Annotated in this window: 24 protein-coding genes; 10 read left to right on the forward strand and 14 right to left on the reverse strand. The window is 68.7% G+C overall.

The features are described 5' to 3' along the window. Positions 1-120 precede the first annotated feature (120 nt). From ACOQOP_RS15735 to ACOQOP_RS15750, 4 genes are all read left to right on the forward strand, one after another. Complete coding sequence (locus ACOQOP_RS15735; RefSeq protein WP_420562759.1) at positions 121-390, forward strand: DUF1127 domain-containing protein; 270 nt, start codon at positions 121-123, stop codon at positions 388-390. Positions 391-441: 51 nt separating this feature from the next. Beyond that, positions 442-1,374, forward strand: coding sequence for a 2-hydroxyacid dehydrogenase (locus ACOQOP_RS15740; RefSeq protein WP_420562760.1), 933 nt, complete (start codon positions 442-444; stop codon positions 1,372-1,374). Next, positions 1,374-2,327 (forward strand): 2-hydroxyacid dehydrogenase, encoded by a 954-nt coding sequence (locus ACOQOP_RS15745; RefSeq protein WP_420562761.1) that lies wholly within the window; start codon positions 1,374-1,376, stop codon positions 2,325-2,327. Before ACOQOP_RS15740 ends, ACOQOP_RS15745 begins: the two co-directional genes overlap by 1 nt. An 80-nt stretch (positions 2,328-2,407) precedes the next feature. After that, positions 2,408-3,280: a transglutaminase domain-containing protein gene (locus ACOQOP_RS15750; RefSeq protein WP_420562762.1), complete on the forward strand. Its 873-nt coding sequence runs from the start codon at positions 2,408-2,410 to the stop codon at positions 3,278-3,280. On the opposite strand, the gene ACOQOP_RS15755 is transcribed toward ACOQOP_RS15750, so the two are convergent. From ACOQOP_RS15755 to ACOQOP_RS15780, 6 genes are all read right to left on the reverse strand, one after another. Beyond that, entirely contained in the window at positions 3,277-4,779 is a 1,503-nt protein-coding gene (locus ACOQOP_RS15755) for a tripartite tricarboxylate transporter permease (protein ID WP_420562763.1), read from the reverse strand. The genes ACOQOP_RS15750 and ACOQOP_RS15755 overlap by 4 nt on opposite strands. A 7-nt stretch (positions 4,780-4,786) precedes the next feature. Continuing rightward, positions 4,787-5,260 carry a tripartite tricarboxylate transporter TctB family protein gene (locus ACOQOP_RS15760; RefSeq protein WP_420562764.1) on the reverse strand — a complete coding sequence of 158 codons (474 nt, stop codon included), beginning with the start codon at positions 5,258-5,260 and terminating at the stop codon, positions 4,787-4,789. 44 nt (positions 5,261-5,304) lie between these two features. After that, positions 5,305-6,279: a tripartite tricarboxylate transporter substrate binding protein gene (locus ACOQOP_RS15765; RefSeq protein WP_420562765.1), complete on the reverse strand. Its 975-nt coding sequence runs from the start codon at positions 6,277-6,279 to the stop codon at positions 5,305-5,307. A 236-nt stretch (positions 6,280-6,515) separates the two neighbouring features. Then, positions 6,516-7,874, reverse strand: coding sequence for an ABC1 kinase family protein (locus ACOQOP_RS15770; RefSeq protein WP_420562766.1), 1,359 nt, complete (start codon positions 7,872-7,874; stop codon positions 6,516-6,518). Between the two features lie 314 nt (positions 7,875-8,188). Continuing rightward, complete coding sequence (locus tag ACOQOP_RS15775) at positions 8,189-8,509, reverse strand: antibiotic biosynthesis monooxygenase family protein (protein ID WP_420562767.1); 321 nt, start codon at positions 8,507-8,509, stop codon at positions 8,189-8,191. A 17-nt stretch (positions 8,510-8,526) separates the two neighbouring features. Beyond that, positions 8,527-8,976, reverse strand: coding sequence for a DUF1178 family protein (locus ACOQOP_RS15780; RefSeq protein WP_420562768.1), 450 nt, complete (start codon positions 8,974-8,976; stop codon positions 8,527-8,529). A 94-nt stretch (positions 8,977-9,070) separates the two neighbouring features. Between ACOQOP_RS15780 and ACOQOP_RS15785 the strand changes: the two genes are divergently transcribed. Together ACOQOP_RS15785 and ACOQOP_RS15790 are read left to right on the forward strand one after the other, a co-directional pair. Continuing rightward, complete coding sequence (locus tag ACOQOP_RS15785; RefSeq protein ID WP_420562769.1) at positions 9,071-11,185, forward strand: aminotransferase; 2,115 nt, start codon at positions 9,071-9,073, stop codon at positions 11,183-11,185. A gap of 5 nt (positions 11,186-11,190) precedes the next feature. Further along, complete coding sequence (locus tag ACOQOP_RS15790; RefSeq protein WP_420562770.1) at positions 11,191-11,736, forward strand: class I SAM-dependent methyltransferase; 546 nt, start codon at positions 11,191-11,193, stop codon at positions 11,734-11,736. Between the two features lie 2 nt (positions 11,737-11,738). On the opposite strand, the gene ACOQOP_RS15795 is transcribed toward ACOQOP_RS15790, so the two are convergent. From ACOQOP_RS15795 to ACOQOP_RS15805, 3 genes are all read right to left on the reverse strand, one after another. After that, a complete protein-coding gene (locus ACOQOP_RS15795; RefSeq protein ID WP_420562771.1) occupies positions 11,739-12,596 on the reverse strand; it encodes a carbon-nitrogen hydrolase family protein in 858 nt (285 codons plus the stop codon). A 51-nt stretch (positions 12,597-12,647) separates the two neighbouring features. After that, positions 12,648-12,923, reverse strand: a complete 276-nt coding sequence (grxC, locus tag ACOQOP_RS15800) for a glutaredoxin 3 (RefSeq protein ID WP_420562772.1) — start codon at positions 12,921-12,923, stop codon at positions 12,648-12,650. Between the two features lie 86 nt (positions 12,924-13,009). Continuing rightward, positions 13,010-13,753, reverse strand: a complete 744-nt coding sequence (locus ACOQOP_RS15805) for a ComF family protein (protein WP_420562773.1) — start codon at positions 13,751-13,753, stop codon at positions 13,010-13,012. A 126-nt stretch (positions 13,754-13,879) separates the two neighbouring features. Between ACOQOP_RS15805 and ACOQOP_RS15810 the strand changes: the two genes are divergently transcribed. Further along, positions 13,880-14,779 carry a methyltransferase domain-containing protein gene (locus ACOQOP_RS15810; RefSeq protein ID WP_420562774.1) on the forward strand — a complete coding sequence of 300 codons (900 nt, stop codon included), beginning with the start codon at positions 13,880-13,882 and terminating at the stop codon, positions 14,777-14,779. On the opposite strand, the gene ACOQOP_RS15815 is transcribed toward ACOQOP_RS15810, so the two are convergent. After that, positions 14,776-15,723, reverse strand: coding sequence for a LysR substrate-binding domain-containing protein (locus ACOQOP_RS15815; RefSeq protein WP_420562775.1), 948 nt, complete (start codon positions 15,721-15,723; stop codon positions 14,776-14,778). The two genes, ACOQOP_RS15810 and ACOQOP_RS15815, sit on opposite strands and share 4 nt — an antisense overlap. A 118-nt stretch (positions 15,724-15,841) precedes the next feature. Between ACOQOP_RS15815 and ACOQOP_RS15820 the strand changes: the two genes are divergently transcribed. Then, the gene (locus ACOQOP_RS15820; RefSeq protein WP_420562776.1) at positions 15,842-16,015 is read left to right on the forward strand and encodes a hypothetical protein; all 174 of its coding nucleotides are present in this window, start codon (positions 15,842-15,844) and stop codon (positions 16,013-16,015) included. A 25-nt stretch (positions 16,016-16,040) separates the two neighbouring features. Here ACOQOP_RS15820 and ACOQOP_RS15825 read toward each other — a convergent pair whose 3' ends face one another. The 4 genes from ACOQOP_RS15825 to ACOQOP_RS15840 form a co-directional block, all read right to left on the reverse strand. Next, positions 16,041-16,457, reverse strand: a complete 417-nt coding sequence (locus ACOQOP_RS15825; RefSeq protein WP_420562777.1) for a (deoxy)nucleoside triphosphate pyrophosphohydrolase — start codon at positions 16,455-16,457, stop codon at positions 16,041-16,043. A gap of 8 nt (positions 16,458-16,465) precedes the next feature. After that, positions 16,466-17,704, reverse strand: a complete 1,239-nt coding sequence (argJ, locus tag ACOQOP_RS15830; protein WP_420562778.1) for a bifunctional glutamate N-acetyltransferase/amino-acid acetyltransferase ArgJ — start codon at positions 17,702-17,704, stop codon at positions 16,466-16,468. Positions 17,705-17,760: 56 nt separating this feature from the next. After that, positions 17,761-18,633, reverse strand: a complete 873-nt coding sequence (locus tag ACOQOP_RS15835) for a peptidylprolyl isomerase (RefSeq protein WP_420562779.1) — start codon at positions 18,631-18,633, stop codon at positions 17,761-17,763. A 204-nt stretch (positions 18,634-18,837) separates the two neighbouring features. Next, positions 18,838-19,659: a hypothetical protein gene (locus ACOQOP_RS15840; protein WP_420562780.1), complete on the reverse strand. Its 822-nt coding sequence runs from the start codon at positions 19,657-19,659 to the stop codon at positions 18,838-18,840. A gap of 203 nt (positions 19,660-19,862) precedes the next feature. Between ACOQOP_RS15840 and secA the strand changes: the two genes are divergently transcribed. Both secA and ACOQOP_RS15850 read left to right on the forward strand, forming a co-directional pair. Continuing rightward, positions 19,863-22,631 carry a preprotein translocase subunit SecA gene (gene secA / locus ACOQOP_RS15845; protein ID WP_420562781.1) on the forward strand — a complete coding sequence of 923 codons (2,769 nt, stop codon included), beginning with the start codon at positions 19,863-19,865 and terminating at the stop codon, positions 22,629-22,631. Between the two features lie 173 nt (positions 22,632-22,804). Continuing rightward, a complete protein-coding gene (locus tag ACOQOP_RS15850; RefSeq protein ID WP_420562782.1) occupies positions 22,805-24,250 on the forward strand; it encodes an FAD-binding oxidoreductase in 1,446 nt (481 codons plus the stop codon). Positions 24,251-24,289: the final 39 nt, after the last annotated feature.

The following is a 24,289-nucleotide window of genomic DNA, read 5'->3' on the forward strand; positions in this document are numbered from 1 at the left end:
GATTTTGCGAAATTCTATCGTCCCGAGCCGGCCAGCGCGAACCGTCCGCATGCGCGCCGCCCAACTATTCAGGGACAGCGCGGGGCCCCGCCCCGCTCCCGATCCGAAGAGGAGAAAGACATGACCGCCCGTCCCCTGGCCTCCCGCCCTCTTGCCACGCACCGGCTGCCGACGCCCGGACGCATCCTGCTGGCCCTGGTCGACCCGTTGCGCCGCCGCTGGCAGGCAATGCTGGATGCCGAGCATCTTGCGGACCTGCCGCCCCACCTTCTGGCCGATATCGGACTCGGCGCGGACGATGTCGAGCGTATCCGCCACGGCGAGTGCCCGATACGGCCGCGGACGCTGCACCGCACCACGACCGTCGACAGAACCGGCGGTCCTGCCTAAGGTCGCAGGATCCCGCCTGCACCCTCCAAGGCCGACCCTGAAGGAATATCCATGCCCGCCGTCCTGTTCCGCACCGAAAACGACAATCCCGACCAGTGGCGTGACGCGCTGACCAAGCGCATTCCCGGTCTCGATTTCCGGGTCTGGCCCGATGTCGGCAACAAGGAGGACATCGAGTTCGCCCTGGTCTGGAAGGTTCCGGCCGGCGCCTATGACGGCATGACCAACCTGAAGGCGATCTGCTCGCTGGGCCAGGGGGTGGACCATATCTTCGCCGAGCCCAACCTGCCGGATGGCGCGCAGATCCTGCGCATCGTCGATCCGTGGATGGCCCAGGCCATGGCGGAATGGGTGCTGCTGCAGGTGCTGCGCTTCCACCGCCAGGGCATGGAGTACGAGCAGTTCCAGCGCGAGGGCCGCTGGGTGAAGCTGCCGGCACCGGAGACCTCCACGAAGCGGGTCGGCATCCTCGGCATGGGCGCACTCGGCGCCCAGGCGGCGACCACCATCGCCGCTCTGGGCTTCGACGTTGCCGGCTGGTCGCGCACCCGCAAGGAGATCGACGGCGTGACGAGCTTCGCCGGAGAGGCCGAGTTCGACGCGTTCCTGGCCCGCACCGACATCCTGTGCTGCCTGCTGCCGCTGACGCCTGAGACCACGGATATCATCAACGCCGACACCCTGGCCAAGTTGCCCAAGGGCGCCTTCGTGGTGAATTCCGGCCGCGGCGCCCAACTGGTGGAGGAGGACGTGCTGGCCGCCCTAGACAGCGGGCACATCGCCGGCGCCTCGCTCGACGTGTTCCGCACCGAGCCGTTGCCGAAGGACCACCCGTTCTGGACCCATCCGAAGGTTCAGGTCTGGCCCCATGTCTCGGCCCAGACCAATGCCGAGAGCGGCGCCGACCAGGTGGCGGAGAACATCCGCCGCATTTTCGCCGGCCAGACTCCGATCAACATGGTCAGCCGCGAGCGGAAATACTGATGGGCGCGATCGAGAACCCGATCGTCGCGGTCCACAGCACCGGCGATGGCCCCTCGGCCTGGGTGGCGGCGCTGAAGGCGGAGATGCCCGGCGTGGACGCCCGTCCGTCCCTGGAGATCACCGGCGACGACCTCGCGCGGGTGGACGTGTCGATCTCCTGGCGCCTGCCCCACGGGGTGATGGCGCGCTTCCCGAACCTGAAGCTGGCCCAGTCGATCGGCGCCGGCGTCGACCACATCCTGGACGACCCGGAGCGGCCGACCCACGTGCCGATCGCCCGGCTGATCGATCCGTTCATGGCCGGCTCGATGACCCATCACATCGTGCTGCAGATCCTGCGCTGGCACCGCAAGGCCGACAAGTTCGAGCGGCTGGCCGCCCAGCATGTCTGGCCCATGAGCGAGGCCTTCGACCACCGCAAACTGCACGTCGCCATCCTCGGCCTCGGCACGCTCGGCGAGCATCTGAGCCGGGCGCTGACCGCCCTGGAGATCGCCAATACCGGCTGGACCCGCTCGCCCCGGTCCGTCGACGGCGTGGCCTCGGTCTCGGGGGCGGCGGAACTGGACGCCCTGCTGGGGCGGTCCAACGTGGTGGTCTGCCTGCTGCCGCTGACCGGTCAGACCGAGGGGGTGCTCTGCGCCGGGCTGTTCGCCAAGCTGCCCAAGGGCGCCCTGCTGGTGAATGTCGGCCGCGGCGGCCATCTGGTGGAGGAGGACCTGATCCCGGCCTTGGATTCGGGCCAGCTCTCGGCCGCGGCGCTCGACGTGTTCCGGCAGGAACCGCTGCCGGCCGACCATCCGTTCTGGAGCGACGAGCGGATCTACATCACCCCGCATATCGCCGCCGAGGTGAATCCGCCGACCGCCTCCATCGTGTTCGCCGAGAACATCCGACGCATCCGCTCCGGCGCCACGCCGACCGGGCTGGTCGACCTGGATCGGGGCTACTGACCCTCCCGTCAGTACGGGTACTCGGCTTGCCGGTAATCGTCGTATAGTCGCGCAACCAATACGGCGAACGAGGCCTCGGCGTGAGTCACATCGTGCAGACCGCCTGGAGCAATCCGGGCGGCCTCTCCAGGCGCCTGGCGGAGCTGCCGTCGGAGCCGCACGCCCTGGCGACGGCGCTGGAGAACATCCTGATCCATGTGGGCATCGCCCATGCCGAGGGAACGGGCGTGCCGGAGCGGGCGCGGAACGACGCCTCGGCCCGTACCCTCGCGCGGCTGCTCGAGACCGCCCTGGCGCGCGATCCGCGGCCGCTGACCGAGCGCCGGGCGCCGGCCGACCTGCTCTACGGCACCTGCCACGACTTCGCCCTGGTTGCCACCGCCGTCCTGCGGATGGCCGGGGTGGAGGCGCGTATCCGGGTCGGCTTCGCGGACTATTTCTCGCCGGGCTTCTGGGACGATCACTGGGTCTGCGAGTACCGGCGCGGCGGCGACTGGAAACTGTTCGACCCGGAACTCGGCCCCCGGATGCGCAACCGCTTCGGCGTGACCTTCAACATCGCCGACCTGCCCCGCCGCCGGTTTCTGACCGGGGCACGGGCCTGGCAGGCGGTCCGGGCCGGAACCCTCGACCCCGCCACCCTGGGGGCCTCGGCGATCGGCATCTCCGGGGACTGGTTCGCCGCCGGCAGCCTGCTGCGCGACGCCGCGTGCCTGGCCGGGATCGAGCTGCTGCCCTGGGACACCTGGGGACCCGCGGCCGAGGCGGTGCGCCGCCGGGAGGTGGCCGAGGCAGACCTGCCCTGGTTCGACAGCGTCGCCGCCGCCTTCGCCCACCCGCCATCGACCCGGGCGGCGACCTACGCCCTGCTCTCGAGCTTCCCGGGTGCCTTGCCCGGCAACTCGGTGCTGAGTGTGGTCGACGGCGCGCCGGCCGATCAGCCGATCCTTTAGGAGACGGCGTCGCCGCCGGCCGATCGGCTGCGCCAGAGCTTCATGACCACCGGCAGGAACCAGACCGACAGGGTGATCACGCCGAGCACGGCGGCGATCGGCCGTTCGAAGAAGGCGAGCAGGTGGCCGTCCGCCTTGATCATCGCGGTCATGAAGTTGCCCTCCAGCATCGGCCCCAGCACCAGGCCCAGGATCGCCGGCGCCACCGGGAAGCCGTTCTCCTCCATGACGAAGGCGAGGATGCCCATGACCAGCATGATCACGACGCCGAACAGGCTGTTGTCGATGGCATAAGCGCCGACGGTGGAGAACAGCAGCACGATCGGCCAGATGATGCCGCGCGGGATGCGCAGGATGTACCGGGCGAGACCGATGGCGGCGAAGCCGAACGGGATCAGCACGATGTTCGCGATGAAGAAGGTAACGAACACGCCGTAGATCAGCTCCGGCGAATGGATGAAGACGGTCGGGCCGGGGTTCATGCCCTTCACATAGAGCACGCCGATCACAATGGCGGTGATCGAATCGCCCGGAATGCCGAAGACCAGGGCGGGAACCCAGGCGCCGCTCAGCGCCGCGTTGTTGGCGGAACCGGCATCGACGATACCCTCCACATGGCCGGTGCCGAATTTCTCCGGCTCCTTCGACAGCTTCTTGCTCAGCGCGTAGGACACCCAGGCGGCGATGTCGCCGCCGGCCCCGGGAAGGATGCCCACGGCGGTGCCGAGCACGCTGCCCCGCGCCACGCCCTTCCAGTAGCGCCGGAACACGCCCCCGAGCCCGTTGAACAGATGCATCAGCCGGCTCAGCGCCGGCGGCTCGGCGGCCTGGGTGGCGACCATGTTGCGCAGGATTTCGGCCACGGCGAACATGCCGATCATGGCCGGAATGAACGCAACCCCGCCCAGCAGATCGGGAATGCCCAGGGTATAGCGCGGGTAGCCCGCGGTGATGTCGATGCCCACGGTCGCGATGAACAGGCCGATGATCAGCGAGATCGCGCCCTTGAGCGGGCTCGCCGTCGACACGAAGACCGCGCAGGTCAGGCCGAGGCAGGCGAGCCAGAAGTACTCGAACTGGGTGAACTGCAGCGCCACCTCGGCGAGCTGCGGCGCCGACAACACCAGCACCAGGGTACCGAACATGCCGCCGATGGCCGAGCCGACCAGGCTGGTACCGAGCGCACGCTCGGCCAGCCCCTTGCGGGTCATGGCGAAGGCTTCGCTTGCATAGGCGGCCGAGGCAGGGGTGCCGGGTACGCGGAGCAGGGCGCCAGGAATGTCGCCGGCGAAGATCGCCATGGCCGTGGCGGTCACCATCGCCGCGATGGCCGGGACCGGGTCCATGAAGAAGGTCAGCGGCACCAGCAGGGCGGTCGCCATGGTCGCGGTCAGTCCGGGGACCGAGCCGACGAGCAGGCCGAAGATCGCGGCGATCGCCATGGTGGTCAGGACTTCGAGGTTGAAGACCAGCGGCAGGGCTTGCAGGAAGGGGTCCATCGAAACCTCAGTAGACCACGGACTCGAGCACGCCCCAGGGCAGCGGCACGAGCAGCAGGCCGTAGAAGATCTGGTGAATGGCGAGCGTCACGGCCGCGGCGATCACGGCGGAGCTGATCCACCGGCCGCGCAGGCGGAGCATCAGCACGAACACCACCAGGAAGGCGGTAGGGATGAAGCCGAGCCACTCGGAGACCAGGATGTAGAAGACGACACCGCCGATCGCGAGCGCCAGGGTGAATAGCTGGCCCGGGGAGCGGGCCCAGTCGTCGGTATCCAGCAGAGGCTGGGTCGCCCGGTTGCGCCAGCCCGAGAGGATCAGGAGCAGACCGCCGATGGCGAAGCCCGCGCAGAGCAGCCGCGGGAAGAGTGCCGAGCCATAATTCTGGCCCGGCACCTGTGGGAACTCCAGGGTGCCGGCCGCGGCCAATGCCGCGAACCCGATCAGAACGATCCCGAGGATCGCGTCGTTGAACCGCATGTCGCCACCCGGATGAGGTGTTTTGGGAAGGGGAGGGTCGGGCCTTACTTGGCCAGACCGACCGCCTTCAGGACCTTGCCGTAGTCGGCATCCGAGGTCTCGTAGTGCTTGGCGAGGTCATCCGGGCCGCCCCAGATCATGCCGAAGCCGCGGTTCGCCATGAAGTCCTTGAACTCCTGGCTGTTGTAGACCTTCTCCACCGTGGCGGCGAGCTTGGCCTGCACGTCCGCCGGCAGGCCCTTCGGGCCGGCGACGGTGCGCCAGGCGGCGGTCTGCCAGTTCGGGCCGCCGGCCTCGGTCAGGGTCGGGATGTCCGGGAAGGCGTCCAGGCGCGTGTCGTTCATGACGGCGAGCACCTTGACCTTGCCGGCCTCCATCAGCGCCCGGGCCTCGACCACCGAGGCGGTGACCGCGTCGATGCCGCCGGCGGCGAGATCGGCGAAGGCCGGAGCCGCACCCTGGGACGGGACCCAGCCGATCGCGCTGGAATCCATGCCGGCCTCGACCAGCATGCCGGCCAGCGCCAGGTGCCAGATGCCGCCCTGGCCGGTGCCCGAGGCCTTCATGCTGCCGGGGTTGGCCTTGGCGTCAGCCAGCAGGGCGCCGACGTCGTTGTACTTGGAGTCGATGTTGACGGACACGCCGGCCGGATCGGCGTTGTACAGCGCGATCGGGGTGTAGTCCTTGTAGCTGAGTTCGGTCAGGCCGATCCAATGCATCATCGCGATCTCGACCGTGACGATGCCGATCGTGTAGCCGTCCGGCTTGGCCGAGGCGATGGCCTGGTGGCCGACGACGCCGCCGCCGCCGGTGCGGTTGACCACGTTCACCGGCACGCCGAGCTCGTCCTGCATGATCTTGGCGATCATCCGGCCGGTGGCGTCGGTGCCGCCGCCGGCGGACCAGGGCACGATCACCTGGATCGGGCGCTCGGGATATTCGGCGCGGGCGGGACCGTTGACCAGGGCAACCGTGGCCATGGCAACGATTGCCCAAGCAACCATGATGGTGCGTTTCATCTGTCGTTTCCTCCGGTATTGGACTTTTTTGGTTATTTTTAGTCTTGGATCTGCCAACGGTAGCATCGGCGGCATGCGCGTCTAGGGGGAAAATCGACGATTCCCGCTTTGCGACCATGCCCTCAATCCGGCCCCGTCCGCCTGGCTCTTCCGGGCAGACAGGGGCCCGCTTCCCGGCCCGCGTGGACCGGGGTCGGGCACTGCCGCGACAATCTGTCCCGCCGGTCGGCCGGCCGCTATTCCGGGCGATCGAGGCCGACGGCGGACAGGGCGGCATCCTGGCGCCGGGCCAGGGTCTCCACGTCGAACTCGCCGATCAGGTCGTGGAACAGGCGGTACCAGTTCACCTCCGCCTTCAGGTGCATGAAGACCGAGCCAAGGCCCAGGGCGGCGCGGTCCATCAGCACGAACTCGCGCGGCGGGCGCACGCCGCTCAGCCGCTTCAGCTCGCCATGCACCTTCTCGGCGATCTCGCGGCCGTAGAGGCCGCTCCCGCTCTCCTGGATCTTGCGGGTGCGGTCCTCCATCAGCGGGCCGTAGAGGAAGCGCGCCCAGACGTTGAGCACGTCGATGGTCTCGCGGTCGAGATCGGTGAAGCCCCAGCTCGCATAGGCCTGGACCGCCAGCTCCTCGTCGTCGTCGCGCAACGCCCGGTACAGGTCGATCACGCCCTTCACGAAGGCCGGCGGGAACACCCGGATGCAGCCGAAATCCAGCAGGTTGATCGAGCCGTCGTCGCGGATCGTGTAGTTGCCCAGATGCGGGTCGCCGTGGATCACGCCGAAGAAGTAGAACGGCACGTACCAGGTCCTGAACATGTTGTGGGCGACCCGGTTGCGGGTCTCGATGTCCGGGTCCCCTTCCAGGAACTTCATGAACGGCGTGCCGTCCAGCCAGGTCATCGTGATCAGCCGGTTGGTCGACAGGTCGTCCACCACCTCGGGCACATGCACCGCCGACTCCTCGGCCAGCATATGGCGGTACAGTGCCATGTGCCGGGCCTCGCGGCCGTAATCCAGCTCCTCGCGCAGCCGGGCCGAGAGCTCGGTGTGGATCAGCGACGGGTCGATCGCCGTGTCGTAGCGCCGATACAGCTTGAACACCCAGTCGAGCTGCCGCAGGTCGGCCTCCACGGCCGACGACATGTCCGGGTACTGCAGCTTCACCGCGACCTTGCGGCCGTCATGCAGCACGCCGCGATGGACCTGGCCGAGGGAGGCGGCCGAGGCGGCCTCGCGCTCGAACTCGGCGAATTTCTTCTGCCAGCCGGCGCCGAGTTCAGTGGTCATCCGCCGCTTCACGAACGGCCAGCCCATGGCCGGCGCGTTCGACTGCAGATGGCTCAGCTCGTCGACATATTCCTTGGGCAGGGCGTCGGGCACGGTGGACAGGATCTGCGCCACCTTCATCAGCGGCCCCTTGAGCCCGCCAAGTGCGGCCTTCAGGTCGGCCGCATGTTCCGCCTTGTCGACGCTGAGGCCGAGATAGCGCTCCCCCGCCAGCCGGGCGGCGAGCCCGCCCACCGCGCTGCCGACCCGGGCATAGCGGCGCACGCGCCCACCCAACGAATTGCGTTCGGAATCGATGTCGCTCATGTCCGGATAGATAAGCTGTCGCGGAGGAAAGGAAAGGCGAATTCAGCGGGGTCACGCTGTGTCATGCCGTCGCCTTCTCCGTCATCCTGATGTCAATCAGGATCCTGCCTCTGACCGAGGGAGCGGCTTGATCCTGAAACGAGTTCAGGATGACGGGGGATGAGGTGAACGAAACACCCCTCGCGTCTTCCCGGCCTCGCGCCGGGACCCAGGGCGGATCCCGCTGCGGCGCCAGAGATTGATTCACCGGCGCTCCAGCGCGCGGCGGTCTCGGTCCCGGCGCGAGGCCGGGAAGACGAGCGGGACGTGTGGGTTCACGTCCGCCAGGGCGAGGTCTCGCGGTCGTAGTCGCGGCCGACCTCCGCCACCCGGATGCGGTACCGGGCGAACAGGCTGTCGCGGCCGGCCGACTGGGCCGCGTAATGGGCCGACCGCTCGCGCCAGCGCCGGATCGCCGCCTCGTCCTCCCAGGTGGAGAGCGACAGGATCTTGCCCGGGGTCACCAGGCTCTCGAACCGCTCCACCGAGATGAAGCCCTCCACCGTCTCGAGCTCGGCGCGCAGGGCGGCGGCCATCTCGAAATAGCTGTCCCGGCAGCCGTCCTTCGGCTCCACCTCGAAGATCACCACATGCATCTCAGGCTCCCGCGCGATCAGGCATCGTCGCGCAGCCAGGGGATGGAGCTGACCTCGATCCCCTCGTCGGCCAGCGCCTCGCGCTCCTGGGGGGTGGTGTCGCCGTAGATCCCGCGCGGGTCGCTGTCGCCGTAATGGATCTTGCGGGCCTCCTCGGCGAAGCGGTCGCCCACATTGTCGAAATTCTCCTCGATCTTGCGGCGCAGGCTGAGGAGCTGCTGTTTCAGCGCAAGCGCCTGGGTGGCGACCTGCTTCTGCTCGGCGCTCGGCGGCTCGGCCGGGACCGGGAGGGTCTCCCGGTGGGTGCCCTGCAGGGCCGGCGCCATGAGGGCGCGGGTCACCTGGGACGAGCCGCAGTCCGGACAGGACAACAGGCCCGATTCGGCCTGTTTCTCGAAGGCGGAACTGTTCTGGAACCAGGCCTCGAACTCGTGCTCGGCGTTGCAGCGCAGGCGGTAACGGATCATCGGTCAACCAATCACAGACATGACGGTAATATAGCGGTCACAGGCTGCCGTTCCAGCATCGAAGGACGCCCGCCACCGCAGACAGAGGCCCGCAATGCCCGCGACCCCGTCCGACCTGGCACGCCTCGACCGCGACCATCACCTGCACCCGTTCACCGATCCCAAGGTGCTGCAGGAGGACGCGCCGATCGTCATGGCCGGGGGCAAGGGCAGCACCCTGTGGGACGAGGACGGCAAGCTCTATCTCGACGCCCTGGCCGGGCTGTGGTGCGTCAATGTCGGCTATGGCCGCACGGAACTGGCCGAGGTCGCGTCCGACCAGATGCGGCGCCTCGCCTATTACAACACCTTCTTCAAGACCACGACCGCACCCACTGCGGCCCTGGCGGCGAAGCTGGCCGAGCTGATGCCGGACGGCCTCGACCATGTGGTCTTCGCCAATTCCGGCTCCGAGGCGCTGGACACCATCGTGCGGTTCTGCCGGCTGTTCTGGGAGCTGAAGGGCCAGCCGGACAAGACGATCATGATCGGCCGGGAGGAGGGCTATCACGGCTCCACCCTGGCGACGATCAGCCTGGGCGGCACGCTCGCCATGCAGGCCCAGGGCGGTCTGCCGCTCGCCGGGTTCGCGCATGTGGACACCGCCTACAAGTTCCGCCACGGCGAACCGGGCGAGAGCGACGAAGCCTTCGCCGAACGGGCTGCGGGCTGGATCGAGGCGAAGATCCTGGAGCTGGGCGCCGACAGGGTCGCCGGGGTGGTGGTCGAGCCGGTCCAGGGCGCCGGCGGCGTCATCATTCCGCCGAACGGGTATCTTACGCGAGTGCAGGAGATCTGCCGCCGCCACAACGTGCTGTTCGCCCTGGACGAGGTGGTCAGCGCCTTCGGCCGGCTCGGCGCCTGGTCGGCGGCGGAAAAGTTCGGCCTCACCCCGGACTTCATGGCCTTGGCCAAGGGCCTGTCCTCGGGCTACCAGCCGATCTCTGCCGTCATGGTCGGCCGCCGGGTGGCCGAGACCCTGATCGAGAAGAGTGGTGGCCTCGCCCACGGCTTCACCTATGCCGGCCACCCGGTGGCGGCTGCCGTGGCGCTCGCCAACCTGGAGATCATCGAGCGCGAGAACCTGATCGGCCGGGTGCGCGACGACCTCGCCGACTATTTCGCCCAGGCCCTGGCCCGGCTGGCGGACCACCCGATGGTGGGCGAGGTGCGCAGCCTCGGCCTGATCGGCGCGGTGGAGCTGGTGCAGCAGCGCGACCCGAAGATCCTGTACGACCCGGAAGGGCTCGTCGGCGCCGTGGTGCGCGACCAGATGCAGGCCCGCGGCGTGATCGTCCGCGCAGTGCGCGACGCCCTGGTCATCGCCCCGCCCTTCGTCGTCACCCATCGCGAGATCGACCGGATCGCCGACACCCTGCGCCTCGTCCTCGACGACATCCTGGAGCAGATCGGCGTGGTCGGCGACGACCGGGCGCTTGCCGAGATCACCGCCGGAGGAAGCGCGCTCAAGGGCCTCACCTGCCTGGTCACCGGCGCCTCGCGTGGGATCGGCGCGGCGGTGGCCGAGCGGTATGCGGCGGAGGGCGCTCGGGTAGTGCTGGCCGCCCGCTCCCAGGCCGAGCTGGAGGCCGTCGCCGCCCGCATCCGCAAGGCCGGCGGCCAAGCCGCGACCCTGGCCCTCGATCTCTCCGACCCGGCCGCCACCGAGGGGCTGGGAAAGCGAATCGGCGAGAAGCTGGGACGGCTGGACGTGGTGGTGGCCAATCACGGGGTGCTGGGCGAGATCGCCCCCCTGGCCGAGGTGCCGGATGCCGTTTTCGATCAGGCGATCTCGGTCAACCTGACCGCCACCTTCCGGCTGCTGCGCGAGCTCGACCCGCTGCTGCGGGCGGCCCCCAACGGCCGTGTGCTGATGGTGACCTCCGGAGCTGCCCAGGGCGCCATGCCGGACTGGGGCGCCTATGCGGCGTCCAAGGCCGGGCTGGAGGCGCTGGCGCGGGCCTATGCGGCGGAGACGCGGTCCGGCCGGGTCCGGGTCAATCTGGTCGATCCGGGGGAGGTCCGCACCGGGATGCGGGCGACCGCCTTCCCCGAGGAGGATCCCAACCGCCTGCCGACGCCGGAGGAGATCACCGGCGTCTTCGTCCGCCTCGCCAGCCCCGCCTGCGGTTTCTCCGGGGCGCGGGTGCCGGCCAGCGTGGAGGTCTGACGACGATGGCCGACCCGACAGCTGATGCCGAAACGCCCCCGGAGGAGCCGTCGGCCTGGGTCGCCCGTTTCGCCCCCATGGTGCCCGCCGGGGGGACCGTGCTCGACGTCGCCTGCGGTGCCGGCCGTCACGCCCGCATGTTCCGCGACCGCGGCCATCCGGTCGTCGTGCTGGACCGCGACGTGGTGAAGGTGAGCGACATGGCGGTCGACCCGGAGGTGGAGATCGTCGCCCGCGACCTGGAGAGCGGCCGGCCCTGGCCGCTGGAGGGCCGCACCTTCGCCGGGGTCGTCGTGGTGAACTATCTGCACCGGCCGCTCTTCCCGGCCCTGGTGCGGTCGGTGGCGCCCGGCGGCGTGCTGATCTACGAGACCTTCGCCGCCGGCAACGAGCGTTTCGGCCGGCCGCGCAACCCGGACTTCCTGCTGCATCGCGAGGAGCTGCTGATCGCGGTGCGCCCGGAACTGCAGGTGGTGGCCTTCGAGGATCTGGAGGAGCAGGCGCCCCGCCACGCCGTCAAGCAGCGGGTCGTGGCGGTTCGGGCTCCTTAGCGCTACTCGCCGGCCTGGCGCAGCTCGCTGCCATAGACCACCGGCTCACCCACCACCCGGTCATGGGTCAGCGACGGCACCTTGCCGCGGGCCTCGGCCACCTTGGCAAGGTCGATCTCGGCGGTGATCAAACCGACCTCCTCGCCGGCATCGGCCACGACGGCACCCCAGGGATCCACGATCACCGAATGGCCAAAGGTCTTGCGGCCTTCCGCATGTTCGCCGGTCTGGGCGGCGGAAACCACGTAGCAACCCGTCTCGATCGCCCGGGCGCGCTGCAGCACGTGCCAGTGCGCCTCGCCGGTGACCTTGGTGAAGGCGGCCGGGGCGAAGATCACCTCCGCACCGGCCTGGGCCAGCTTGCGGTATAGGTAGGGGAAACGGATGTCGTAGCAGATGGTCATGCCCATCTTGCCCCAGGGGGTCTGGGCGATCACCGCCTCGTCCCCGGCCTGGTAGGTGTTGCTTTCGCGGTAGGTCTGGCCGTCGCCGACCTGCACGTCGAACATGTGGATCTTGGAGTAGCGGGCGACGATCTGGCCGCGATCGTCCAGCAGGAAGCTCCGGTTGGCCATCTTGTCGTCGGAGACCTTGATCGAGATCGACCCGACCAGCAGCCACACGCCCAGCTCGGCGGCGAGGCCGCGGAAGGCGGCGAGGACCTCGTGGGTCCCCTCCGGCCTGGCCTTGGACAGCGCCAGCTCGCGCTTGGGCTCGATCATGCCGACGACTTCCGGCGTCGTGATGAGCTGCGCGCCGCGCTCCTTGGCCTCCCGGATCAGGGGGCTGACCCGCTCGACATTCTCGAGCGGATCTCGGGTGGTGTTGGTCTGAACGCAGGCGACTGTCAGTCGGGTCATCGGAGACCTCCGGGCGTCAAAATCGAACGCTCGGACCGGGAGGCGGGTGCCTCAGACCAGGGAAACGCCGAGCAGATGGTCCAGCTTACCGGTCCGCTCGAGTTCCGCAAGCTCGTCCGAACCGCCGATGCCTTCGCCGGCGATGAAGATCTGCGGCACGGTGTGCCGGCCGTCGGCCCGCTCGCTCATCTTGGCGCGGGCGTCGCTGGATCCGCCGACGTCATATTCGACATAGTCCACACCCTTGTTCGCCAACAGCGACTTTGCGCGATAGCAATATGGACAGAACATGGTCGTGTAAATTTCAACCCTGGCCGCTTTGGCCATCTCGGTCCCCTCCTGTGAAGCACACGTCGCTGGGAAGTAGATAAGAAAAGTCCGGTCTTTTTGCAAAGCGGTCTCATCTGTGTGAGTTATGTCACTCGGGCGAGAGTCAGGACATCGACGGTCCTTGCACCGGACCTTCTGAGCACGCTTGTACACGCGGAAACCGTGGCTCCCGTTGTAAAAACATCGTCAACGAGGACTATCCGGCGGCCCTCGATCACTTCCGCGGCCCCATCGCAGTTATTCCGTAGCGCGAATGCTCCACGCACGTTTTGCGCTCGTTGCGCGGCCGACTTTCGACCCTGGCTGGGGGTTTGACGGGTGCGAAGCAGTAAACTGTCGACAACATTCACCCCGAACTGACGCCCCAGGGCATGGGCCAGGACCGCCGCCTGGTTGTACCGGCGCGACAACAACCGCCATCGGTGGAGCGGCACCGGGACGATCAGGTCCGCCTCCTCCAACAACCCGGCACCGGCCCGGCCCATCCAGGCGGCGAAGAGCGGGGCCAGCGTCAGCCGGTCGCCATGCTTGAAGGCGAGGATCAGGGACCGGGTGGCGTCGTCGTAGACCACCGCCGAGCGTGCCCGGTCGAAGACCGGCGGCGATGCGAGGCAGGCGCCGCAGAGCGCCCGGCCGAAGGGCCGGATCTCGAACGGAATGCCGCAGACCTCGCAGAACGGGGCGCCGATGAAGGTGACCGCACGCCAGCAGTCCAGGCACAGGGTCGCGTCGGCCGGCACGTCCACCCCGCAGCGCCCGCAGCGCGGCGGCAGCAGCAGGTCGAGCAGACGGCGCGCCAGCGGCGCCACGGGGGAGAGCACGGCCATGAAGCGGCCATGGAAGGTCCAGACGGGTTTTCTCTTCCCCTGTTTTCTCTTCCCCTGTTTTCTCTTCCCCTGCCCCCTCGCCTGCGCCATATGGCGGCCATGACCCCATCATCGCTCCCCGACACGATGCGTGTCTTCGACCGCTCCCTGCTGCGCCGGCGCCGCGAGCGCGCCCAGGGCGGCTATGGGGACTTCGCCTTTCTGGAGGAGGAGGTCGCCGACCGGCTGGCCGAGCGGCTGGAGGATATCCGCCGGCGCTTTCCGCTGGCCCTGGAGATCGGCGCCCGGTCCGGCGCGCTTGGCCGGGCGCTGCGCGCCAGCGGCAAGGTCGACACCTTGATCCAGAGCGACCTCGCCCCCTCCTGGGCGGCAGCCCGCGCCGCCGAGGGTTCGGCCCTGGCCCTCGACGAGGAGTTCCTGCCGATCGCCGACGGCTCGCTCGACGCGGTGTTCGGCGCGCTGTCGCTGCACTGGGTCAACGACCTGCCCGGCGCCCTGGCGCAGATCCGACGGGCGCTGAAGCCGGACGGCTTGCTGCTGGTGGCTCTGCTCGGCGGCGAGACCCTGGTGGAGCTGCGCGACGCCTTCGCCGAGGCGGAGGTGGCGGTGACCGGGGGCCTCAGCCCCCGGGTGTCGCCCTTCGCCGACCTGCGCGACGCGGGCGGGCTGCTACAGCGCGCCGGCTTCGCCCTGCCGGTGGTCGACGCTGACACGATCACCGTGACCTACGACAGCGCCCTGCACCTGATGCGCGACCTGCGCGGCATGGGCGAGACCAACCTGGTGCTGGAGCGCCACAAGGCGCCGATGACGCGCGCCCTGCTCGGCGGCGTGGCGCAGGCCTATGCCGAGCGCTTCGGCGGCGAGGACGGCCGGATACCGGCCCGCTTCCAGATCCTGTACCTGACCGGCTGGGCGCCGGCGGCAAGCCAGCCCAAGCCGCTGCGCCCGGGCTCGGCCACCAGCCGGCTGGCCTCCGCCCTCGGCGGCACGGAGACCGGCACCGGCGAGACGCCCGGCGGCTAACCCCCGCCCCGGTCGGAGACCTGCCAGTCCTGCCAGGTCTCCTCGCCGATCTGCTCCAGGATGAACTCCCGGAAGGCGGCGATATGGGGCTCGTCGGCCCGGGTCCGGTCATAGACGAACCAGTAGCCCGCATCCTCGTCCAGATACGAGTCATGCAGCGGCAGCAGCAGACCGGCGCTCATCGCCTCCCGCGCCAGGGCGAACCGGCCGAGCACCGCGCCATGCCCGGCCAGGGCCAGGTCGAGGATCGACCCGGCGTCGTACAGCACCGCGCCGGACGAGACGTCGGCCTCGGGAAACCCGTTATTCTCGAACCAGCGACGCCACCACAGCCGCGTCTCCTCGTGGTGCAGCGGCAGTTTCGCGATCTCCTCCACCGGGAGGGGCAAGTCGGCCGCCGAGAGCCCGTATTTCGCCAGCAGGCCGGGAGAGGCGATCGGCCGGGCATGGCCGCTGATCAGCCAGTGCTGCTCCAACCCGTCCCAGCCGCCGCGGCCGTAACGCAACCCCACATCGATCGCCCGCTCCCGGCGCAGATCGACCAGCCGGGTGGAGTGCTCGATGCGCACGTCAATCTCCGGGTGGCGCGCGCTGAAGGCCGGCAGCCGCGGCACGATCCAGCGATAGGCGACCGACGGCGCCGCGGTGATCGTCAGCATCCGGCGTCCGCCCGTCGCGCTGATGTCGGCGAGACGGGTATCGATGGCGTCGAAGGCCTGGCCCAGAACCGGTAGCAGGTCCGCCCCGGCCTCGGTCAGCCGGATGCGCCGATGCTCGCGCCGGAACAACGGCAGGCCGACCCATTCCTCCAGCGCCTTCACCTGATGGCTCACCGCCGCGTGGGTGACCGACAGCTCGTCGGCCGCCCGGCTCATGCTCTCCAGGCGGGCGGCGGCCTCGAAGGCGCGCAGGGCGTTGAGCGGCGGGAGACGGCGTCCAGACATACGGTACTTTTTCTAACACATAAGGTGAGAAAGCATCGTTTGAGATAACCCGCGATCCAGACCAAATTCAAGTCATCAAACGGGAACGAAGCCTCGTTTTCCTGAAAGGAGAGATAAAATGACCGGCAATCATCTTCTGCTTCTCGCCCATGCCGCAACCGGCGGTGCCGGAGACCAGATCGAGCGTCTGATCCGGCAGCATCACGAGGCGACCCACCGTCGTCCCGCCGACCACACCCATCCGGCCGACGGCCGCCGCAATGGCCGCCGCCGCATCCTGGGCCTGTTCTGATCGCTCCCGTCCGCCGGGAGAGGGATCAGCCGAGAATGTCCTGGATCATCGCCACCAACGGGGCGTCGGCCGGCGGCATCGGGTAGTCCCGAAGCCGCATCGGCCGCACCCAGGCCAGGTCGGCATGCTCGTGCCGGACCACCTCGCCCTTCCACCGCCGGCAGACATAGAGCGGCATGAGCAGGTGGAAGTCGTCATACGCGTGGCTGGCAAAGGTGAGCGGGGCAAGGCAGCTCTCGTGGGTGTCGATGCCCAGCTCCTCGCGCAGCTCGCGGATCAGCGCCGCCTCCGGCGTCTCGCCGGGATCGACCTTGCCGCCGGGGAACTCCCACAGCCCGGCCAGCTTCTTGCCTTCCGGCCGCTTGGCGATCAGCACGCGCCCGTCGGCATCGACCAGCGCCACCGCCACGACCAGGACGATCGGAAGGCTGTTCTCGGCCATGGACGCGCCTAGCTGCGGTAATCGGCGTTGATGTCGATATAGCCGTGGGTCAGGTCGCAGGTCCACACGGTGGCCCGGCCGCGGCCGACGCCGACATCCACCTCGATATCGATCTCCCGGCCCTTCATGTGGGCGGTCACCGGCGCCTCGTCATAGCCTTCGACGCGCACGCCGTCGCGGGCCACCGCGACGCCGCCGATGGAGATCGCCAGCTTGTCCCGATCCGCCTTCTGGCCGGACTTGCCGACCGCCATGACGATCCGGCCCCAGTTGGCGTCCTCGCCGGCGATGGCGGTCTTCACCAGGGGCGAGTCGGCGATGACCATGGCGATCCGCTTGGCCGCCCGCTCGGAGGCGGCACCGGTGACGGCGATCCGGACAAGCTTGCTCGCCCCCTCGCCGTCGCGCACCACCTGCATGGCCAGGTCGTGCAGCAGGTCCTCCAGCTTGGCGCGGAAATCGCGCAGGGCCGGATCGCCCGGCCCGTCCACGGTCACATGCGTCTCGCCCTTGCCGGTGGCGAAGAGCAGCACCGTGTCGCTGGTCGACTGGTCGCTGTCCACGGTCACCGCGTTGAAGCTGCGGTTCACGCCGCGGGTCAGCAGGGCCTTCAGCACCGGGGCCGGCAGGGCGGCATCGGTGACGATGAAGGACAGCATCGTCGCCATGTCGGGGGCGATCATGCCCGAGCCCTTGGCGATGCCGTTGATGGTCACCGGCACGCCGCGGATGTTCGCGGTGCGCGACGCCGTCTTGGCGAAGGTGTCGGTGGTCATGATGGTGGCCGCCGCGGTCTCCCAGGCGTCCTCCGTCAGTTCGGCCTCGGCGGCCGGCAGATGCTCGACGATCCGCTCATACCGGATCGGCTCGCCGATCACGCCGGTCGACGACAGCAGGATCTCCTCGGGCGTGCAGCCCAAGGCCGCCGCCGCCGCCTTCGCCGTCTCCGCACAGGCCATCGCCCCGTGGGCGCCGGTGAAGACATTGGCGTTGCCGGCATTCACCACCAGCCCGCGGGCGGTGCCGGCGGGCAGGTGCTGACGGCACCAGTCGACCGGCGCGCCGGGCATCTGGTTGCGGGTCAGCACGCCGGCGACCGTGGTCCCCGGATCGAACGCCATGAGAAGCACGTCGCGGCGTCCCTTGTACCGGACCCCGGCCTCCCGGGCCGCCATGCGGCAGCCGGCGATCGGCGGCAGGGTCTGTTTCTTGGTCGGCGCCAGAGGGGAAACCGGCAGCGGCTTCATGGTCGTTCTTCCGTGAGGTTAGCGGGCAGGTTGGGACAGCGGTGATGATCCGGCGGTCACTGGGCCGGATTGAGCGGCTGGCCGGTCGGACCGAAGCGCTCGATCTTGGCCTCGCCACGGAGCTTTTCCAGACGGGTCTGTATCAGCTCGCGGGTCATCTCGGCGGTGAGCTGGTCGTGCATCTCCTCGAAGCTCGGCGCGTCGGCAGTGCGCTTCTCCTCCAGCAGGATCACGTGCCAGCCGAACTGGCTCTTCACCGGCTCCTTGGTATAGGTACCCGGCTCCAGCGCGAAGGCGGCGGAGGAGAATTCCGGGACCATCTGGCCGGCCTGGAACCAGCCGAGATCGCCGCCCTGGGCGGCCGACGGGCCGGTGGACTTCTCGGCGGCCAGCTCGGCGAAGTCGGCGCCGCCGTCGAGTTCGGCGATCACCGCCTGGGCGTCTTCCTCGCTGTCGAGCAGGATGTGGCGGGCCTTGGCCTCTTCCTCGCCGGTCTGGCCGGCGACCGCCTCCTCATAGCGCTTGCGCAGGGCGTCCTCGGTCACCTCCGACGCGATGGTCTGAGTCAGATAGGCCTCGGCGATCACCTGGTCGGCCGCCTCCTCGATCTTCGCCTTCACCTCATCCTGGTCTGCGATGCCGCTGGCACGGGCCGCGCGGGTGATCAGGATCTGGTCGATCGCCCGGTTCAGCATCGGCTCGTAGATCGCCTCCAGCGGAACCTGCTGGTACTGGGCCGGCAGCTGGCTGCGCATCACCATCAGCTCGCCCAGGGTCACTTCCTTGTCGCCGACGCGGGCGACCACGGTGGACATGTCGTTGGCGGAGGCGTCCGCGGCGGGAGCCGGCGTCTGCGCGACCACCGGTCCGCAGAGTACGAGGCTGAGCGCCACCGAAGCGGCGGCGGTCGCGTGGCGCAGGGAGAGCATGGAACGTCCTTTCGAAACTTTCATTACGGGTCTGTGTGCCCGTCTCGGATCAGCCTGGCTCGGTCCGACGGGTCGGTGCCCGACGTCGATGGCCGGCAGGCGTATCAGATCGCCCGGTGGGCCACAAGAAAGCCCTGGTACACCCAGAGCCATGACACAACGATGAGACGATTTCCGGCCGCGGCAAGATGCCCATGGCATCCATCAGCCGCTCCAGGTCGGGTCGAAGGGGACATGGACGTCGAGGTCCATCACCCAGCCGCCGTCGCGCGCCGGGTCGAAATCGCTGCCCTCGGCCCGGATCAGCACGCAGACCCCCTCGGTGTCCTTGCTGATGCCGAAGCGCGGCAGGTCGCGGCGGGCCTTGTCGACGATGGCGTTGGCCGTGGTGGCCTGGCCCTCGGTCTCACCTGAATCGACGAAGAAGCCCGGGCTCGGGTCGTGCACGGCGCCCGAGGCCCTGATGTCGAAGACCACGCCCTTGGTGCGGAAGGTGAAGACCCGGCGAAAATGCACGCCGCCCACCTCGATGGAGAGGCCGCCATGGCCGGCATCGACGGTCAGCCGCACGTCCTCGAACGAGATGCCGACCGGCAGTTCCTCGTGATCGGCGGCATAGGTCCGGTACTGGGCGATGGCGACGCGGACCCATTCCAGCGCCTCGGCCGCAAAGGCTTCGGCGAGACCGGCGGTGCGCTCGGGCGGCACGCCCAGCAACGTCTCCGCCATCTGGCGCAGGGCCTGGCCGGCCCGGCGCAGGATCGCCTGCAGATCGCCGCCGCCCAGGATCGCCGCCGCCCGGGACATGACGACCTCGGGCTGGCCGACCGCAGCTCCGGCGCCGCCATAGGCCCGGTTGGCCCGCAGCATCGCCGCCCGACGGGCCGGCGTCATCGTCACCGGGGCGTCGTCGGTACTGGCAGCGTCCTCGGCCTCACCCTCGACCCGTCCCGGCGGGTCCTCCGGCCGCTCGCCCCGACGGCGCACGCGCACACCCGCCGCACCCGCAGCGTTCTGTACGGCCACGGCAATCGTAGGCGTCGTAGGGATGATCGCGTCCACCATGATAGGTTAAGAATGGGTTAACATTGACCCAAAGGCAATAAATCCGCCCGCTTCCGGCGAATTTTCCCGCGACCCTGCTTGCGTTGACAGGGCAGGGCTCGCCCCCTAAATCTGCTGCTCGAACCGCCGCGTCGGCTGGCGCGCGCACTTTTCGGGGACCATCCATGTTCGGCGGCATTGCCAGAGCCATATTCGGCTCGCAAAACGATCGTATTCTCAAAGGCTTGCGAAAGCACATCGAGGCCATCAACGGCCTCGAGGGCGAGATGGCCGCGCTGTCGGACGAGGCGCTCCAGGCCAAGACCGCGGCCTTCCGGGAGCGGCTGGCCGCCGGAGAAACGGTCGACGATCTGATGGTGGAAGCCTTCGCGGTGGTCCGCGAGGCGGCCAAGCGGGTCCTCGGCCAGCGCCATTTCGACGTCCAGTTGCTCGGCGGCATGGTGCTGCACCAGGGCAAGATCTCCGAGATGAAGACCGGCGAAGGCAAGACGCTCGTCGCCACGCTGCCGGTCTACCTGAACGCGCTGCCCGGCAAGGGCGTGCATGTGGTCACGGTGAACGACTACCTGGCCAAGCGCGACGCCGCCTGGATGGGGCGGATCTACAACTTCCTCGGCCTCACGGTCGGCTGCATCGTCCACGGCCTGGACGACAGCCAGCGCAAGGCGGCCTACGCCTGCGACGTGACCTACGGCACCAACAACGAGTTCGGCTTCGACTACCTGCGCGACAACATGAAGTTCCGGCTGGAGGACATGGCCCAGCGGGAATTCCACTACGCCATCGTCGACGAGGTGGACTCCATCCTGATCGACGAGGCGCGCACGCCGCTGATCATCTCCGGCCCGGCCGACGACAGCTCCGAGCTGTACCGCAAGATCGACGCGCTGATCCCGAGCCTCAAGGAAGAGCATTACGAGAAGGACGAGAAGCAGCGCACCGTCGCCCTGACCGACGAGGGTACCGAGGAGATCGAGCGCCTGCTGGTCGAGGCCGGCATCCTGCAGACCGGCGCCCTCTACGACGTCCACAACGTCAGCCTGGTGCACCACGCCAACCAGGCCCTGCGCGCCCACAAGCTGTTCTCGCTCGACACCGACTACATCGTGAAGGACGACAAGGTCGTCATCATCGACGAGTTCACCGGCCGCGCGATGGAAGGCCGGCGCTATTCCGACGGCCTGCACCAGGCGCTGGAGGCCAAGGAACGGGTCACCGTCCAGAACGAGAACCAGACGCTGGCCTCGATCACCTTCCAGAACTACTTCCGCCTCTATCCCAAGCTGGCCGGCATGACCGGCACCGCGCTGACCGAGGCGGCCGAGTTCCAGGAAATCTACGAGCTGGAAGTCGTCGAGATCCCGACCAACGTCCCGGTCGCCCGCAAGGACGATGACGACGAAGTGTACCGCTCCGCGCGGGAGAAGTACGACGCGGTCGTCGAGATGATCGAGGAATGCCGCCTGCGCGGTCAACCGGTCCTGGTCGGCACCGTCTCCATCGAGAAGTCGGAGGCCGTCTCCGAGGTCCTGAAGCAGCGCAAGATCCCGCACGAGGTGCTGAACGCGCGCTTCCACGAGCAGGAAGCCCGCATCATCGCCCAGGCCGGCCGTCCCGGCTCGGTCACCATCGCCACCAACATGGCCGGCCGCGGTACTGACATCCAGCTCGGCGGCAATATCGAGATGCGCCTCGCCCAGGCCCTGGAGGGCGTCGAGGACGAGGCCAAGCGCGCCCAGATCACCGCCGAGATCACCGCCGACGTCGAGGCCGGCAAGAAGAAAGCGCTGGAGGAGGGCGGCCTCTGCGTGATCGCCACCGAGCGTCACGAGAGCCGCCGCATCGACAACCAGCTCCGCGGCCGCTCCGGCCGTCAGGGCGACCCGGGCCGCTCGAAGTTCTTCCTGTCCCTGGAAGACGACCTGATGCGGATCTTCGGCTCCGACCGCATGGACGGCATGCTGAAGAAGCTTGGCCTGCAGGACGGCGAGGCGATCGTCCACCCCTGGATCAACAAGGCCCTGGAGAAGGCGCAGCAGAAGGTCGAGGCGCGCAACTTCGAGATCCGCAAGCAGCTCCTGAAGTTCGACGACGTCATGAACGACCAGCGCAAGGTCGTCTACGAGCAGCGCCGCGAGATCATGCGCCTGCCGGACGTCCACGAGATGGTCACCGACATGCGCCAGGAGGTGATCGAGGACATGGTCGCCCGGGCGATCCCGGAAGGCACCTATTCGGAGCAGTGGGATCTCGACGGCCTGCATGCCGAGATCCTGCGCCTGCTCGGCCTGAACCTGCCGGTCCAGGACTGGGGCAAGGAAGAGGGCATCGCCGAGCGCGAGATCCTGGAGCGGGTGCGCGACGCCTCCAACCGCCGCATGGCCGAGAAGACCGTCAATTTCGGCCGCGACCTGATGCGCATGGCCGAGAAGCAGCTCCTGCTGCAGCTTCTGGACCAGCAGTGGAAGGACCACCTGCTGTCGCTCGACCACCTGCGCCAGGGCATCAACCTGCGGGCCTATGCCCAGAAGGATCCGCTGAACGAGTACAAGCGCGAGGCGTTCGCCCTGTTCGAGGCGATGCTGGCCGACCTGCGCGGCCAGGTGACCGCGATGCTGTCGCATCTGGAGATCCGCACCCAGTCTCCGGAGGAGATCGAGGCGCGCATGGCCGCCGAACGGCTGGCCCACGAGATGCACGAGACCCGGGCCGATCCGGCACTCGCCAGCGACGTGATCGGCACCGTCGAGGACGACCAGGAGCTGCGCGCCACCGGTACCGACGGTGTGCCCCCGCCCCAGCGCGGGTCCGCCGCCTCGCGGGTCGCGTTGGATCCGAACGATCCGTCCACCTGGGGCAAGGTTCAGCGCAACGCCCCCTGCCCCTGCGGCTCCGGCAAGAAGTACAAGCACTGCCACGGCGCCCTGGGCTGACCCGAGACTGACTTCCGCCTTTCCGCCGACCTGACTCCTACCGGCGGAGCCTGCGCCCGCTTCCCGTGCCACCACCGCTCCCCGCGTGGCCGGGATGCGGACGCGGGCTTGTTCCCACGCTGCCGCCGCCGCATGATCGCGCAAACAAACAAGATCATACCCGGAGGAAGCAGATGAACGTCGACGCGCCGTCGTCCGTTCCGGCCAAGGCGATTGCCGAGGCGATCACCCAGATCAAGCAGGTTCTCGGCGAGAAGGGGTGGCTGGAGGAGCCCTCCGACACCCTGAAATACCGCACCGACTGGCGCGGCGGCGCCGTCGGCGAGGCCCTGCTGGTCGCCCGCCCGGACAGCACCGACCAGGTCTCCAAGGTCGTGCGGATCTGCCATGACGCCGGCATCGCGGTCACCGCCCAGGGCGGCAACACGGGCCTCGTTCTGGGCTCGATCCCGACCGAGCCGCAGCCTTCCATCGTCGTCTCCCTCGACCGCATGACGAAGATCCGTTCGCTGGATGCCGACAATTTCGCCGTCGTCGCCGAGGCCGGTTGCGTGATTCAGACCCTGCAGAAGGCCGCGTCCGAGGTCGGACGTCTGTACCCGCTGTCGCTCGCCTCTGAAGGCTCCTCCACGGTCGGCGGGACGCTGTCGACCAATGCCGGCGGCAACAACACGATCAAGTTCGGCAACGCCCGCGAGCAGGTGCTGGGCCTTGAGGTGGTGCTGCCCGACGGCACGGTGTTCGAGGGGCTGAACACCCTACGCAAGAACAACACCGGCTATGATCTCAAGCAGCTCTTCATCGGGGCGGAGGGTACGCTCGGCATCATCACGGCCGCCGCCATGCGCCTGATGCCGGGGCCGAAGCTGCGCGAGACGGCCATGCTGTCGGTGCCGAACCCGGAGGCCGCCCAGACCCTGCTGTCGCGCGCCCGGGAGCTGTCGGGCGACACGGTCATCGCCTTCGAGCTGATGCCCCGGCGCTGCTTCGACCTCGCCCTCAAGCATATCGAGGGCATCGTCGACCCGATCGCCACGCCGTCGCCCTGGTACGTGCTGGTCGAGATGGCCACCTCGTCGGAGATCGACGACCTGCGCGGCAAGCTGGAGGCGATCTTCGGCGAGGCGATGGAGCGCGGGCTGGTGACCGACGGCGTGATCGCCGAGAGCGAGACCCAGCGTGCCCAGATCTGGCGCATCCGCGAGGAACAGGCGGAGGCCGGCCGGCGCGAGGGTGGGTCGATCTCCTGCGACGTGTCGGTGCCGGTCAGCCGGGTCGCCGAGTTCCTGGCCCAGGCCCGGGAGATGTGCGAGCGCGAGCTGGAGGGCGTGCAGCTCAACACCTTCGGGCATATGGGTGACGGCAACATCCATTACGGCATCCGCAAGCCCCAGGGCATGAGCGACGACGCCTGGACCCAGCGCAAGGGCGACATGTCCGACAGGATTAGCGCGCTCTGCGCCGAGTTCGGCGGCAGCTTCTCGGCCGAGCACGGAATCGGCGGCCTCAAGCGCGAGGACTTCCGCCGCTACACCCCGCAGAGCCGGATCGCCCTGATGCAGGCCATCAAGGCGGCGATCGATCCGGACGGCGTGATGAACCCGGGGAAGATCTTCTAGGAGGGCTGTTCAGCTCTTCCCTCTCTCACTCTCCCCGTC

The organism is Thalassobaculum sp. (genome assembly GCF_965223715.1).
Taxonomy (GTDB): Bacteria; Pseudomonadota; Alphaproteobacteria; order Thalassobaculales; family Thalassobaculaceae; genus Thalassobaculum.